Origin of the sequence: Flavobacterium succinicans LMG 10402, from assembly GCF_000611675.1 — a bacterium.
GTDB classification, from domain to species: Bacteria; Bacteroidota; Bacteroidia; order Flavobacteriales; family Flavobacteriaceae; genus Flavobacterium; species Flavobacterium succinicans.
Genome location: NZ_JATV01000025.1, coordinates 1 through 15,205, shown reverse-complemented (window position 1 = coordinate 15,205; position 15,205 = coordinate 1). Strand labels below are relative to the sequence as shown.

11 protein-coding genes and 1 pseudogene are annotated in these 15,205 nt (G+C 33.7%); 9 read left to right on the top strand and 3 right to left on the bottom strand.

Going from position 1 to position 15,205, the window contains the following annotated elements:
- From AO58_RS0116215 to AO58_RS0116175, 9 genes and pseudogenes are all read left to right on the top strand, one after another.
- Positions 1-216, top strand: a pseudogene (locus AO58_RS0116215) (glucosamine-6-phosphate deaminase); the annotation flags it as partial.
- A 97-nt stretch (positions 217-313) separates the two neighbouring features.
- Positions 314-2,386: a beta-N-acetylhexosaminidase gene (locus AO58_RS0116210; protein ID WP_024982696.1), complete on the top strand. Its 2,073-nt coding sequence runs from the start codon at positions 314-316 to the stop codon at positions 2,384-2,386.
- A gap of 247 nt (positions 2,387-2,633) precedes the next feature.
- Entirely contained in the window at positions 2,634-4,253 is a 1,620-nt protein-coding gene (locus AO58_RS0116205; protein ID WP_024982695.1) for an ABC-F family ATP-binding cassette domain-containing protein, read from the top strand.
- 151 nt (positions 4,254-4,404) lie between these two features.
- On the top strand, positions 4,405-4,950 hold the full coding sequence (gene pyrR, locus AO58_RS0116200) for a bifunctional pyr operon transcriptional regulator/uracil phosphoribosyltransferase PyrR (RefSeq protein ID WP_024982694.1): 546 nt from the start codon (positions 4,405-4,407) through the stop codon (positions 4,948-4,950).
- A gap of 8 nt (positions 4,951-4,958) precedes the next feature.
- On the top strand, positions 4,959-5,885 hold the full coding sequence (locus AO58_RS0116195; RefSeq protein WP_024982693.1) for an aspartate carbamoyltransferase catalytic subunit: 927 nt from the start codon (positions 4,959-4,961) through the stop codon (positions 5,883-5,885).
- A gap of 1 nt (position 5,886) precedes the next feature.
- On the top strand, positions 5,887-6,219 hold the full coding sequence (locus AO58_RS0116190; protein ID WP_024982692.1) for a hypothetical protein: 333 nt from the start codon (positions 5,887-5,889) through the stop codon (positions 6,217-6,219).
- A 54-nt stretch (positions 6,220-6,273) separates the two neighbouring features.
- The gene (locus tag AO58_RS0116185; RefSeq protein WP_024982691.1) at positions 6,274-7,179 is read left to right on the top strand and encodes a ribonuclease Z; all 906 of its coding nucleotides are present in this window, start codon (positions 6,274-6,276) and stop codon (positions 7,177-7,179) included.
- A gap of 73 nt (positions 7,180-7,252) precedes the next feature.
- Positions 7,253-7,897, top strand: coding sequence for a pyridoxamine 5'-phosphate oxidase (pdxH, locus tag AO58_RS0116180; RefSeq protein ID WP_024982690.1), 645 nt, complete (start codon positions 7,253-7,255; stop codon positions 7,895-7,897).
- 160 nt (positions 7,898-8,057) lie between these two features.
- Positions 8,058-8,567: a CAP domain-containing protein gene (locus tag AO58_RS0116175; RefSeq protein WP_024982689.1), complete on the top strand. Its 510-nt coding sequence runs from the start codon at positions 8,058-8,060 to the stop codon at positions 8,565-8,567.
- A 78-nt stretch (positions 8,568-8,645) separates the two neighbouring features.
- Here the strand turns inward: AO58_RS0116175 and AO58_RS0116170 are convergent, their stop codons facing one another.
- From AO58_RS0116170 to AO58_RS17400, 3 genes are all read right to left on the bottom strand, one after another.
- On the bottom strand, positions 8,646-10,589 hold the full coding sequence (locus AO58_RS0116170) for an OmpA family protein (RefSeq protein ID WP_024982688.1): 1,944 nt from the start codon (positions 10,587-10,589) through the stop codon (positions 8,646-8,648).
- Positions 10,590-10,598: 9 nt separating this feature from the next.
- Positions 10,599-11,510: a PorP/SprF family type IX secretion system membrane protein gene (locus AO58_RS0116165; RefSeq protein WP_024982687.1), complete on the bottom strand. Its 912-nt coding sequence runs from the start codon at positions 11,508-11,510 to the stop codon at positions 10,599-10,601.
- A 74-nt stretch (positions 11,511-11,584) separates the two neighbouring features.
- Positions 11,585-15,205 (bottom strand): T9SS C-terminal target domain-containing protein (locus AO58_RS17400; RefSeq protein WP_035717988.1); only part of this gene is annotated, 3,621 nt, incomplete at its 5' end.

Here is a 15,205-nt window from a genome sequence, read left to right as displayed (position 1 = left end):
ATGGCTGTGCCACTAAGTCCAGATGAAGTGTTGTTAAAACGTCAGGCCATTTTATTCCATCAATCTCAAAAAGATCGAGTAATGTTCCAAGGTAATGACTCAAGAGAATTCTGGGTACGTGCTGAGGACAGAAATAAAGATACTGCCAAATTATACGATGATCTTGGATTAGCTGAATACGAAGCGATCGAAGCCTTCAAACGATTTGATTATTAGATTTTTAATCCCATTCGGTTGCAGTACAATCGAATGGGGATTTTTAACTAGTTAGGATGTATTCCTAAACCAGACTAGTTTGTAAACAAAACCATTTATGAAATACCTTTTTACCCTTTTTTTTATAACAGTATCAGCTTTTTCCCAAGTTACTAAAGAGCAATTAAATTTGATGCCTTGGCCTCAGAAAGTAGAGTTGAAAGCAGGAAATTTTGCACTAACTTCAGCTTTTAAAGTTAATGTTACCGGTCAATCCGATTCAAGAATTTATGTGGCAGCATCTCGTTTTTTAAGACGATTAGACGGAAGAACGGGGTTGTTTTTTAAACAAGGTTTTGTTACAGCCAACAATGAGTATCCTGAGGCTCAATTACAGATTAATTGTAGTAGAGCTGGAAAAATTGGGTTGTATGAAGATGAAAGTTATCAATTAGATATTCAATCCAATAAAATCAATATTAATGCCACTACTGAATTGGGAGCCATGCATGCCCTTGAAACGGTATTGCAATTACTTCAGAACAACGCTACTTCTTTTTATCTTCCTAATGTTTCAATTACTGACATGCCCAGATTTACTTGGCGTGGATTAATGATTGATGCTGCGAGACAATTCCAACCTGTGGATGTTATTAAGAGAAATTTAGATGCTATGGCTGCTATGAAAATGAATGTATTTCATTGGCATTTAGTAGACGACCAAGGCTGGAGAATTGAGATGAAAAAGTATAAGGTGCTTACCGATAAAGCGTCTGATGGTCTTTTTTATACTCAAGAAGAAATTAAAGGAATTGTAAAATATGCTGCCGATAGAGGTATTTTGATTGTACCTGAAATTGATGTTCCAGGTCATGCATCTGCTATTTTGACTGCCTTCCCAGAAATCGGAAGTAAAGTTGTGACTATTAATAAAGGGTCTTCTGAAACAACTCAGAAAGCTTCTGGATTGGTAACTTATTCATTAGAACGAAATGCTGGGATTTTTACCCCAACATTAGACCCTTCTAATCCTAAAACATATCAGCTATTGGGTGAAATTTTTGACGAAGTTTGTCCTTTGTTTCCTGGGAAATATTTTCACATTGGCGGCGATGAAAATGAAGGAAAAGATTGGGATTCGAATCCTAAAATTCAAGATTTTATGAAGAAAAATAAGTTAGCCAACAATCATGAGTTGCAAACTTATTTCACCATGAAATTGATTCCTATGCTCAAAAAGCATAAAAAAGAATTGATGGGTTGGGAAGAAATTATGACCAAAAATATGTCTAAGGAGGCTATTATTCATTCTTGGAAAGGTCCAAATGAAGGTGTAGCTGCTGGTGGTTCATTGATAGCCGCAACAACAAATGGTTATAAGACTGTGTTGTCCAATGGTTTTTATCTTGATTTGGTTCAAGGAGTTGAAAGTCATTATTTGAATGATCCAATGCCTGCAAATGCAAATTTATCAGTGGATGAAAAAGCCAGGATTTTAGGTGGAGAGGCTACCATGTGGAGCGAATTGGTAACGCCTCAAACCATAGATTCTAGAATTTGGCCAAGAACCGCAGCCATATCAGAGCGCCTTTGGTCAGCTGCAAATGTGACCGATATTGCCAGTATGAGAAAGAGGTTAAAAGTAGTTTCTTACCATCTGGAAGAATTAGGAATCACGCATATTCGTAACAAAGAAGTGTTGTTGAGAAACATCAGTAACAATCAAAACACAGCTGCTTTGCAAATATTCTCTGAGGTTTGCGAGCCTTTGAAGGTGTATTCCAGAAATAAAGGCGGAACGGAATATCAAATGTATTCTCCTTTTACCTTGTTTGCAGATGCTTGCACGCCAGATGCTGAAGATGCTTTAACTTTCAATCAATTAGTGGGGCAATATGTTGCAAACAAAGACAAAACACTAGAAGCATCTATCGTAATCTTTTTGAACAAATGGATTCAAAATAATAAAGATTTAAAAGTTTTAAGTCAAAATGCTCCTTTAGTACAGCCTCTTTTGCCTTTGTCAACGGCTCTGAGCTCTTTGTCAGAACAGTTGCTGATGAAGCTGCAAAATCAATCAGGCTATAATGCTATATTAGCTAAAGATTTGTTAGAACAATGTAATTCTAAAGATCATGCTGATGTTGAATTAGCCAATTACAATGGTTTAAAATATTTAGTTCAATTATAATTTTTCCAAAGTGTAATGAGTTTTTCTAGTTATAGAATTGGTTACTCTATAGCTTTTCATTAATTGTTTTGGGATTGCTGTTAATTTCTTTTTCAATTTGGTTATTGTTTTTTATGAGAAGTTAATTTTGAAGAGGGGATATCAATGATATCCTCTTTTTTTTGATATCTATAAAAGATAGCTTGTTATTTAAGAGTAAAACAAAGCTAATTTTGTACTTTTGCAAAAATTTTTAAAAAATCGATTTATGTTAACAGTTAATAATTTATCAGTTCAATTTGGCAAACGAATTTTATTCGACGAAGTAAACACTACATTTACTCATGGTAATGTTTATGGAGTAATCGGAGCCAATGGTGCTGGAAAATCTACCTTTTTAAAAATAATTTCTGGCGAAATGGATCCTACATCAGGACATATTCATTTGGAACCAGGAAAAAGAATGTCAGTACTGAACCAAAATCACAACATGTTTGATGAACATACGGTACTTGAAACGGTGATGATGGGTAATAAAGTTTTGTATGCTGTCAAAAAAGAAATGGACGAACTTTATTTGGATTATAACGATAAAAACGCTGATAGAATTGGAGAATTGCAAGTGCAATTTGAAGAAATGAATGGATGGAATGCTGATTCTGATGCAGCAGCTATGTTGTCAAATCTTGGTATTACAGAAGACAATCATTATACTTTGATGGCTGATTTGGAAGGAAAAATGAAGGTTCGTGTCCTTTTGGCACAAGCTTTATTCGGAAATCCTGACTTGTTGATTATGGATGAGCCTACCAACGACTTGGATTTTGAAACCATTTCTTGGTTAGAAAATTTCTTAGCTAATTATGAAAATACCGTAATTGTAGTTTCTCACGACAGACACTTTTTAGATGCGGTTTGTACGCATATTTCTGATATAGATTTTAGTAAAATCAACCATTATTCTGGAAATTATACTTTTTGGTATGAATCTAGCCAATTAGCGGCTAAACAGCGTGCACAACAGAACAAAAAAGCAGAGGAAAAGAAACAAGAATTGGAGGAGTTTATTCGTCGTTTTAGTGCCAATGTAGCGAAATCAAAACAAGCAACTTCTCGTAAAAAAATGATTTCGAAATTAAATATTTCTGAGATTAAACCTTCCAGTCGTCGTTATCCTGCTATTATTTTTGATCAAGATCGTGAAGCAGGTGATCAAATTTTGAATGTACAAGATTTAAGCGCTTCTGTGGATGGTGAACTTTTGTTCAAAGGCGTTGATTTGAATATGGCCAAAGGAGATAAAATTGTACTTTTTTCAAAAGATTCTCGTGCCACAACAGCCTTTTATGAAATTTTGAATGGCAATCAAGCAGCTGATACAGGTTCATTTGATTGGGGAGTTACTACCAATCAAGCCTATTTGCCTGGAGACAATCATTCATTTTTTGAAAACGATTATACACTTGTAGACTGGTTACGCCAATATGCAAAAACTGAAGAAGAGCGTGATGAAGTTTTTATCAGAGGATTTCTTGGAAAAATGATTTTTTCTGGAGAAGAAGCTTTGAAAACGAGTAGAGTTTTATCTGGAGGAGAGAAAGTGCGTTGTATGTTGTCTAGAATGATGATGGAACGTGCTAATATCTTAATGTTAGATGAACCAACAAACCACTTAGATTTGGAGTCTATTACAGCTTTTAATAATTCATTAAAAAACTACAAAGGTTCAGTTATTTTTACCACTCATGACCACGAGTTTGCACAAACTGTTGGTAATAGAGTAGTGGAGCTTACACCAAATGGAGCCATTGACCGTTACATGACATTTGACGAATACTTAGATGATGAAAAAATTCAAGAATTACGTGTGAAGATGTATGCGAAATAAATCAATTAAACCTTTCTAAATGAAAGGTTTTTTTTTGATATCTTTTTATTTATTGCCTTTTTTAGAAACAATTTTGAGTATTACTTTTATTAGAATACTATTTATTGCTAAATCGAAATTTGTATATTTGTACACCAAACAAAACTATACCATGAATCAAAAAGTATTGCTCACTTCCAAAGAAGTCAATATCATCCTTAATCGTTTGGCTTGTCAATTAATCGAAAAACATCTTGATTTTTCTGAAACCATCTTAATTGGAATTCAGCCTAGAGGTACTTTTTTAGCCAAACGCCTAAAAAGTATTTTAGAAAACGACTACCAAGTAGCAAACATTAAAATAGGATTTTTAGACATCACTTTTTTTAGAGATGATTTTAGAAGAACCGATAAACCTTTGGAAGCTAATATTACACAAATCGATTTTTTGGTTGAAAATAAAAAAGTAATTTTTGTTGATGATGTCTTGTATACAGGAAGAAGTATTAGAGCTGCTTTAACTGCAATTCAGTCCTTTGGAAGACCATCTGGTATTGAACTTTTGACCTTAATAGATAGAAGATTTAGTCGTGATTTGCCCATTCAGCCAGATTATCGCGGTCGTCAAGTGGATGCAATTAATGACGAAAAAGTAAAAGTTACTTGGGCTGAGCAAGGAGGAGAAGATGGTGTTTTTTTAATCAATAATAATCAATAAGTATAAAAATGAGCGAGTTAAGCGTAAATCATTTATTAGGAATTAAATATATCACCAAAAACGATATTGACCTTATTTTTGAAACAGCTGATCATTTTAAAGAAGTTATCAATAGACCCATTAAAAAAGTTCCTTCTTTACGAGATATTACCATAGCCAATATTTTTTTTGAAAACAGTACTAGAACCAAGCTTTCGTTTGAGCTGGCTCAAAAGCGTTTATCCGCAGATGTAATCAGTTTTTCTGCCGCTCAATCTTCTGTTAAAAAAGGGGAGACGTTAATTGATACTGTTAACAACATTTTATCAATGAAAGTGGATATGGTTGTTATGCGTCATGCAAATCCTGGAGCTGCTTATTTTTTGTCAAAAAATGTAAAAGCAAGTATCGTAAATGCGGGAGATGGTGCTCATGAACATCCTACACAAGCGCTGTTAGATAGTTATTCTATAAGAGAAAAATTAGGTGATGTAGGAGGAAAAAAAGTAGTTATTGTTGGAGATATTTTGCACTCGCGAGTAGCTTTATCTAATATATATGCTTTGCAAATGCAAGGTGCAGAAGTTAAAGTTTGTGGTCCAAAAACATTGATTCCTAGATATATCGAATCACTTGGAGTAACAGTTGAATCGGATTTGCGTAAAGCCTTAGAATGGTGTGATGTAGCGAATATGTTGAGAGTGCAAAATGAACGAATGGATGTTAACTTTTTTCCATCCACAAGAGAGTATGCGCAACAATACGGAGTAGATAAAAATTTATTAGATTCACTGAGTAAAGAAATTGTAATTATGCATCCAGGACCTATAAATCGTGGAGTTGAAATTACTTCTGATGTAGCAGATTCTCAACAATCTGTTATTTTGAATCAGGTAGAGAATGGAGTAGCCATTCGAATGGCAGTGATTTATTTATTAGCTTCAAAAATTCAATAAGATGAAAGTAGATACTAAAGGACATACAATAACTATTAAAGATACTGAAGGTGTTGTAACTACTTTTATTGAAAAAGTAACAAATCAATATGCCAGTTTCAAAGATTTTAATTTGATTTTGGATGTATCCAATGATAAAACAGTCGATATTGCTTCAATAAAACTTTTTTTGCCTTTGGCTAAAGCTCATAAAAAAGCTAAAAAGTCATTGGTTATTGTTGCTGATGCTATTGATTTTAATGCGGTTCCACAAACCATAACTGTAGTTCCCACTTTGTTAGAAGCAAATGATATCATTGAAATGGAAGAAATTGAAAGAGATTTAGGCTTTTAATAAAAACTTTCTCAAGATTAGATTACAGTTTATCTAAAAACAACATTCATTACTTTGAAATTAACCGTACTTGGCTGCTATGCTGCAACACCTCGAACTTTTACAAATCCAACAGCTCAATTGTTGGAAGTAAAAAATAGGTATTTTTTAATTGATTGCGGTGAAGGAACTCAAGTACAACTTCGTAAAAACAAAGTTAAGTTTACCAAAATCAGTCATATTTTTATTTCTCATTTACACGGAGATCATTTTTATGGCCTTATAGGTTTAATTTCTTCTTTCTCCCTTTTATCAAGAGTGGCAGATTTGCATATCTATGGTCCCAAAGGCTTGAAAGAAATTATTCAATTACAATTAAAGCTTTCACACTCGTGGACCAATTATGAAATACATTTTCATGAGTTAGATGTCAAAGAAAGTGAATTGATATTTGAAGATGAAAAAGTTACAGTTCACACTATTCCATTAAAACATAGAGTATATACCAACGGCTTTTTATTTCGAGAGAAAGAAGGAGATAGAAAATTAAACATTGATGCCATTAAAGAATTGTCGATAGATGTTTGTTATTATAAAAAGATTAAAAAGGGAGGGACTGTTACGTTAGATAATGGACAAGTTGTAGACAATGAGCAGCTTACTTTTCCAGGAGAGCCTACAAAATCGTATGCTTTTTGTTCTGACACAGCTTATACAGAGTCAATAATTCCTTTAGTACAAGAAGTAGATTTGTTATATCACGAAAGTACTTTTTTAGAAAGTGAGTCACAATTGGCCGCTAAAACGATGCATTCTACGGCTATTCAAGCAGCGACTATTGCGTCAAAAGCAAATGTTAAATCGTTGCTATTGGGACATTATTCTACACGATACGAAAGTATTTCTTCGTTTAAAGAGGAAGCCTTAACTTTTTTTTCTAATGTGCAATTGGCAGATGACGGAAAATCCTTTGAGATATAGTTAAGATTTTTTGACATTAAAAGACGACAAAGAATGTTTTTTAAATTTGTTATATTTTTTAAAATTGAAAGCCATGAAAGATTTAAGTAATTACAGAAAGTCCTATGATAAAAGTGAATTACTAGAGACTTCTATTCCAGAAGACCCTATTAATTTATTTAACCGATGGTTTCATGAAGTAGAGGATTTTGGTGGTGTAGATGAAGTTAATGCTATGACTGTTGCTACCATTGGTTTAGATGGATTTCCAAAATCTAGAGTTGTTTTATTGAAGAAATTTAATGAAGAAGGTTTTGTTTTTTATACTAATTATAATTCTCAAAAGGGGAGAGCAATAGCGGCAAATCCAAATGTTTGTCTTTCTTTTTTTTGGCACAGTATGGAACGACAAGTTATAATCAAAGGGCGTGCTCAAAAAACAAGTGAAATAGTTTCTGATGGCTATTTTGATTCTAGACCTGATGGAAGTAAATTAGGTGCAATCGTTTCTAATCAAAGTGAAGTAATTCCATCAAGATCTTTTTTAGAGAACAACTTGAAAGAATTAGAACGAAAATTTGAAGGAAAAGAAATCCCAAGACCTGATTTTTGGGGAGGATTTTTAGTTGTTCCTCACGAGGTCGAGTTTTGGCAAGGAAGACCCAATCGTTTGCACGACAGAATTCAATATGTACTACAAGAAGATTATTCTTGGAGTATGTATCGTTTGTCTCCATAATGTAAAGTATTTATTATAAAAAATAATAAAACATGTATTTCATCGATTAAATTTGGTGTTTTAACGATTATTGTAGAGCTTTATACTGTTAAAAATAAGTATAGTATAAATACATAAGGAATTTGCCCCACATCTTCTTTAAACTTAATCTACCAATGTTATGAAAAATAAGTTTTTTATTTTGGGTATGTTGTTTATTAGTTCTTTATTTTTTATGTCGTGTTCTAACGATCAAGAGGAAATTAATTTACCTGAAAAATCAAGTTCTATTGTCGATAATTCTGTATATAGCTATTCTGCTACTGAGCTAGAAACATTGAATTTGATCAATGAGTATCGAAAATCAATTGGTTTGAATACACTCGAAAAGTTAAATTATATTTCCATTAAGTCGGAGAATCATGCAAATTATTTGATGGCTAATAATGTAGTAAATCACAATGATTTTACTTCGAGATCGAATGATATTATTAGAGTTTTAGGCGCTAAAAATGTTTCTGAAAATATTGCTTACAATTATATTACTCCCAAAGGAGCTTTAGATGCTTGGTTAAAAAGTACTAGTCATAAAGAAAATATTGTGGGTAATTTTACTCATTTTGGAATTGCTATTAGACAAGATGCTGTTTCAGGCAAGAAATATTATGTAAATATTTTTGCAAAAATTTAGATTGGAAATCACAAAACAAAAAAGCTGCCTTAGAATTGGCAGCTTTTTTGTTTTGTGATTTTTTGGATTCAATGAAATTTAAAAATCAGTTACAATAAACTCACTTCTTCTGTTCATTTGATGTTGCTCTTCTGTACAATTGGATTGATTGGTAGGTTCACAACCACAATCGTTAACAAGTTGTGACTCTCCATAACCTTTACCTGTTAATCTTGATTTATCAACACCTTTTGTAATTAACCAAGACATAGTAGATTGTGCTCTTCGTTCTGATAAGGCCATATTATATTTGGCAGTTTGTCTACAATCGGTATGTGAACGAATATCAAGCTTCATTTTTGGATATTGTTGTAATACATCTAATATTTTAGCCAAATCAACTGCCGCTTGTTTACGAATGAATGATTTATCTAAATCGAAATAGATCATTGTAATGCCAAAACATTTAGCTAAATCCCCTCCAATAGTGACTTTGCATATGCTGGTTTCCAAAGCAATATCTTGTTTGGTTTCGCCTTTCGTATCTGGTATGCTCACTTTTAGCTCTTTAGTTTTATAGTCTACTTTCGCGGCTCTTACACTGTAGTTTTTACCACAATCTACAGGAAAGCTATAGTTGCCTGAACTATCTGAGATAGTCTCTGCTATTGCATTATAGTTGCTATCAATCAAGGTTACTGTTGCTCCCGCTAATATTGCTCCAGTTTCAATATCTGTGATTACACCTTTGAGTAGTTGTGTACAACGTGGTTTAAAATTAAATCTATAGATATCGTCAGACCCCATTCCACCATCACGATTTGAAGTAAAAAAACCTTTATTAATGTCACTGTCTCTATAATAAGCAAAATCATCTTTGGGAGAATTAATTTCACCACCGTCATTTTCAATTATTCCTATCGATCCATCAGGTTTTATTTTTGCTATAAAAATATCCAAACCACCAAGTCCTGGGAGCCCATCAGAAGAGAAGTAGAGGTGATTGTCCTTGGTAACAAATGGAAAAGTTTCTTTCCCTTCTGTATTGATTTCTTTTCCTAAGTTTATGGGTTCACCATAATTATCGTTGTTCAGAATTTGAACTTTGTACAAGTCAGATTGTCCCACGGAACCAGGTCTATCAGAGGCAAAGTATAAAGTTTGTTCATCTGGACTTAAAGCAGGATGGGCAGTACTGAAATTATTACTATTAAAGGGGAGCTCAGAGATATTTGTCCATTTATTATTGATTAATGTCGCTTTATAAATTTTTAGTAAAGTTACCTTTTTGTCATTTTTTCCTTTTTTACCATCCAAATAGTTATTTCTAGTAAAATACATAGTGGTACCATCTTTGGTAAAAACTGGGGTTGCTTCATGAAATTTTGAATTTATAGTAGCGTCATATCGCATTGGGGCATTAGGAAATAGTTCTCCATCTACATTGGCGGAATACAAATTAGTAAAATGTTCTCCAGTCCAAGTATGTATTCTTTGACTAACTCCTCCAGTATCTCTTGCTGTAGCAAAAACTAGCTTATTGTCTACAATAGCACTTCCATAATCAGAATATTTTGAGTTAATGTTGGTGGTTTCAATACTATAACGGCCTGTATTGGCTCTTATTTCTGCTAAATAGTTATTGTTTTTTTTCCAACGTTTTCCACGAGTATCATTTGAAGATTTACCTTCAAATTTACTCAATATCTCTTGTGCTTGTTTTTCTTTTCCTACTGCTTTTAGTGATTGTGCATAACGATAATAATTTTCAGGTTCTAAGTTTGATTCTAAATTGAATAATTGCTCATACCATTGTGCTGCTTTTTCAAAATCAGAATTAAAGTAATAGGCATTGGCTAGTTTTTCAAACATTTCCGCCGATTGATAGCCTTTATTAGCTACACGCTCATAGGTTTGTATCGCATCGACATAAGCGTAGTTATCATATTTTTTATCTGCTGAGGCTATTTTTCCTTTTTGTGCATTAGCATTCCAAGGAAATAAACTAACATATAGTATCGAGAAGAGGATATAATTTTTCATAATCACTATTTAGAAGAAACGTGGGGTGGTAATTTTTCCGTTATTTTTGAATATTTCATAGCGCAAGAAAATTTCATGCGAGCCAGAATTGTAGTTCTCTAAATTGGTAGTTTCTAAATCGTAACCGTAACCAAGATACATGCCATCTGAAATTTGAAAGCCTACCATAGCACTCATAGCAGCACTCCAGCGGTAGGCGACCCCCAATACTAGTTTTTCTGCAAACATAAAATTAGCTGATACATCTACTTGTAATGGAGCTCCTTCGACTAATTTGGTCAAGAAAGCAGGCTTGAATTTGATGCTATTGGACAAATCAAAAACATACCCTCCAATTAAATAGTAATTGATTTTTTCTTTGTAAATGGCCACATCGTTGTCGTCATAGCGCTTGGTTTCGATAAAATTAGGGACTGATAATCCAATATATGCCTTGTCAGAATGATAGTAGATTCCTGCTCCAATGTTTGGTGTGAAAACATTTCTCAAATTTTGAAATTGTGCATCACCTTGATCAGATGGATTGAGTTTATTAACATTCAAATTAAACAAATTAGCCGTTGCTTTCATTCCAAAAGAAAGTTTGAAATTTGCAGATGTTTGTATACTGTATGATAAGTCCGCTGAAATAGTATTTTCATTTGTAGGCCCAATTTTATCATTGATGAAAGTAAGTCCTAAACCTAAATTGGAATTATTTATAGGGGTATTAATAGAGGCGGTGTTTGTTGTAGGAGCTCCGTCTAAACCTACCCATTGTGTTCTATGTAAAGCAAAAATACTCATGGCTCCCCTGCTACCAGCGTAGGCAGGGTTTATGTTTATTGTATTGTACATATATTGGGTAAATTGAGCGTCTTGTTGACCATAACTCACAAACGCTAGTAACATGGTAATGAAAGTGATTATTTGTGTTTTCATAATAGCTTTATTTTAGTAGCATTAGATTTATAAGGATGAAGTAGGTTAAATGGTTGTGTTTTCTTATCATTCGTTTATTTTGATAGATACAAATAGCCGTCTTTTTTATTTTGAACTGGATTTCCATTTAGATCAAAAGAAGTATAGTTTAAAATATAGAAGTATGTTCCATTAGGTAATCCTGAGGACTGGCTCACCGTTGTTCTACCTCTTGAGACTCCGTCAAAATAGTTCGAAGTATTATTGTAGTTCTTAGTTTCAAAAACTAATACTCCCCAACGATTGTATATTTCTATGGTATTTTCAGGATAGCAAATGGTATCATCTATACTATCAATTTTAAAGATATCATTTAATCCATCGCCATTTGGTGAGAACGCATTGTGTACTATAATAGTTCCGCAACCCAAGACTTTACAATCAAAATTAACATCTAGAATTAAGAAAATAGATCTTGGACAAAGGCCACCAATTTTGTATTCATAGTTGTATTTGTTGGTTGGTATTCCAAATGTGTTTAAGATGCTTCCATTTAAACCACCTGTATTGTCTGTATCAATCCATGTTCCGTCAGTTGGTATGCCAGCTGGTAGTAATGAATTTAAATCTAAAGGCGAAGTATCGGCATTACAAGCAGTACTATTGATGGTTACAGGTTCTATTCCTGTAATATTAATAGTTATAGTAGCAGTACTACAATTGGTAGGATTGGCAGCTTCACATACTTGGTATTCAAATTTAAATATCCCTGCTTTAGCATCGTCTGTTAATGTGATGTTTCCATTGTCATCGATAATAATAAATTGGCTTAGAGCTGTAAGTAATTTGAATTTGAATTTTGCAATATCAGCCGGTGATCCATTCAATAGGTCATTTGCCAATGCATTTCTAATTTCATTTGCTATAGAGCATTGCGTAACATTATAGGTGTCATTTGAAGCTTGAATATTAGCAAATAATTTACAGCTAATACCAAAATCTAAGTCTAGATTTACTTGGTTTGTTGACGTTAGATTAGCGGTTTGAACAGTATTATTTGTTGGCCCACAAACTTCAAACGCAGTAGTTTTACTTTCAGGTATTTTTCGATCAGTATTCGGAAGAACTTTCACTAAACCAGTTGCCCCCATGGCTGATGATTGAGCTTCTAAGTTGGAGTCCATTTTTAGTTCTACTTTATACTCCCCAAATACACCAGCTGTTGGTCTATTTCTCCAAAAACCTTGAATGCCAACGATTACAGAATCAGAGTAGTTGCTTGGTCCAGTTACAAATACATTAGCAGATTTTGCATTTCCAAAACCGGCAGCATTCAATTCGCCAACGTTCAATATTCCTTTGTAACTATCATCACCATTCAAGTCGATCCATTCCCATTTACTATAATCAAATGAGCCATTGGCGTCTGGAACATTTTTGGTTACTACATTGTCATTATTAGCGTCAAACCATTCATCTTGCAAGCCATTATTATTCACATCATACCATACAAAGTCTCCTAATACTGGTAAATTTGATTTGTCAAAACCGAAATTATGAGCCTGATATTTACAATTTTCTAAGGTTGTAAAAAATAAACTTGAACTTGTTGGATATAATTGATAGGCTGCATTCAAGTTGGCATCTTGAACCTGTACCAAATAATCTCCTGGAACCATTCCTGTAAAGTTATAATACCCCTCAGCGTTAGTAATTCTTATTTGAACTGATCCAGTAGTAGTTCCTTGTGGAATCAAAGTAACTGGTACATTTGCTAATGGTTTTTTTGTACCTTCATTAATCACAATTCCAGCGATTTTAGTCTGATCTCTACATATAACTGTAATTGTCACTATTGCTGTATCACAGTTTGATGGTTTATCTTTTTCACATATTTGATACGTTAAAATATAAGTTCCTGCAGGAGTTCCATCTTTTATATCGATAGATCCATCAGTATTCATAGTCATATATCCAGTTGGATCAGGAGTTACAAGAGATAATGAAACATTATTTAGGGTAGCAGAAGCTAATCCAAGAAAGTCATTTGTTAACACATTTAGAATGTTAGTTTTGCCATTAGCCCCATCAATTGGACCAGCAGTATCATCTTGGGCAAAAACAGGAACAGGCGGAGCAGGAGGTAATGAGAATTCAACATTTACTGTTACCACCGCTGTGTCACAATTTCCTTCATCTGCTTTTTCGCAAATTTGATAAGTTAAAATATAAGTTCCAGTTGGAGTATTTGGATTTACATCTACCGAACCGTCAGGATTCAATACCAATGATCCAGTTGGATCAGGTATTGTTAGAGTCAGGTTGACATCATTAGGGTTTAGAGTTACTGTGTTTAATGTATCATTAGTAAATACGTTAACAACATTTGTTGCTCCTCCAAAACCGTCAAGAGTTTCTGCAGTGTCATTTACGGCATCTATTGTAAATATAGGTCTTGAAGTACAAAATGGAATTGAAGGAGGATAACTCACAACTATAGTTTCTGTTGGGTTTAATGTAAGAGCGACAATTGCAGTTGGTCTTAGATTTTCGAAACCATCAGAACTTTCCATCCATTTGCCATTTACTAATATCCAACCAGGCCAATCAGTACCGTTTCCATTAGCATCAATAACAGCGCCTGGCCATAGCACTTGTCCATTTAAAGGTAAGTTGGTCATTGTACTTACAATATTATTGTTGCTATCTTTCCATGTTATAGTTAGTCCATTTACAGGTGTAAAATTATTTGCTGTTGTTGTGTATTTAAAGTACGGTACATCATTTACACATATTGATTCACCAGAAACAGTCATGCTTGGCGCTTCTATGATTACTGTTACCACTGCTGTATCGCAATTTGATGTATTTAATTTTTCGCAAATTTGATAAGTCAATGTTAAAGTTCCAACTGGAGCATTTGGTAATACATCAATTGAACCGTCAGGATTCATTATTAAAAATGGATTTGATGTTACAGCGGTAAGAATCACCTCTGAAGGGTTTACTGCTGTTGTATTTAAAGTATCATTGGTAAACACATTAATAACATTAGGAGTAATTTGATTCACACCTACAACTGTTCCAATATTGTCATCAATCGCATCAATGGTATTGGCTTTTTCGTTTACAATTTCGCTGTCCTCATCTGAAATTGTATTTCCTTTGGGGTCTTTGCCAGAAGCTGAAGCAATATTTAAAACGGAACCCTTATCTAAATCTAGTTGTTTAATGGTATAACTTTGGTTGTACTCAAGAATTTTACCAACATTTAAGTTTTCTATAATCGTGCTAAATCCAGTTAATGGATCGGTAATATTTACATTGGATAAGATTACATTTCCAGTATTTTTCACAGTTATTACATAGTTGACAATATCTCCAACTTTATTGAAACTTGTAGAGGTAGCAATTTTTATAACGTCAATACTTGGCGTTTGAGTCTTTAGGATCTTTACCAATGGAGTAATGGTACAATCTGTACATTCAGGGTTCACAGGACAAGAAGTACAAGGTGTAGGATCCGAAGAAGTATCAGTAACAGGATTTCCTTTAGGATCTTTACCCGTTGCAGTAGCCAAGTTGTACACATAACCAGTATTGATATCCTCTTGAGTGATGATATGACTGCCAGAGAATGTAATGGCATCAGTTGCGCCTACAGCAAGAGTAGCAATTGTTCCACCAGAGATTGTAGCATTATTATCTGTAACAGT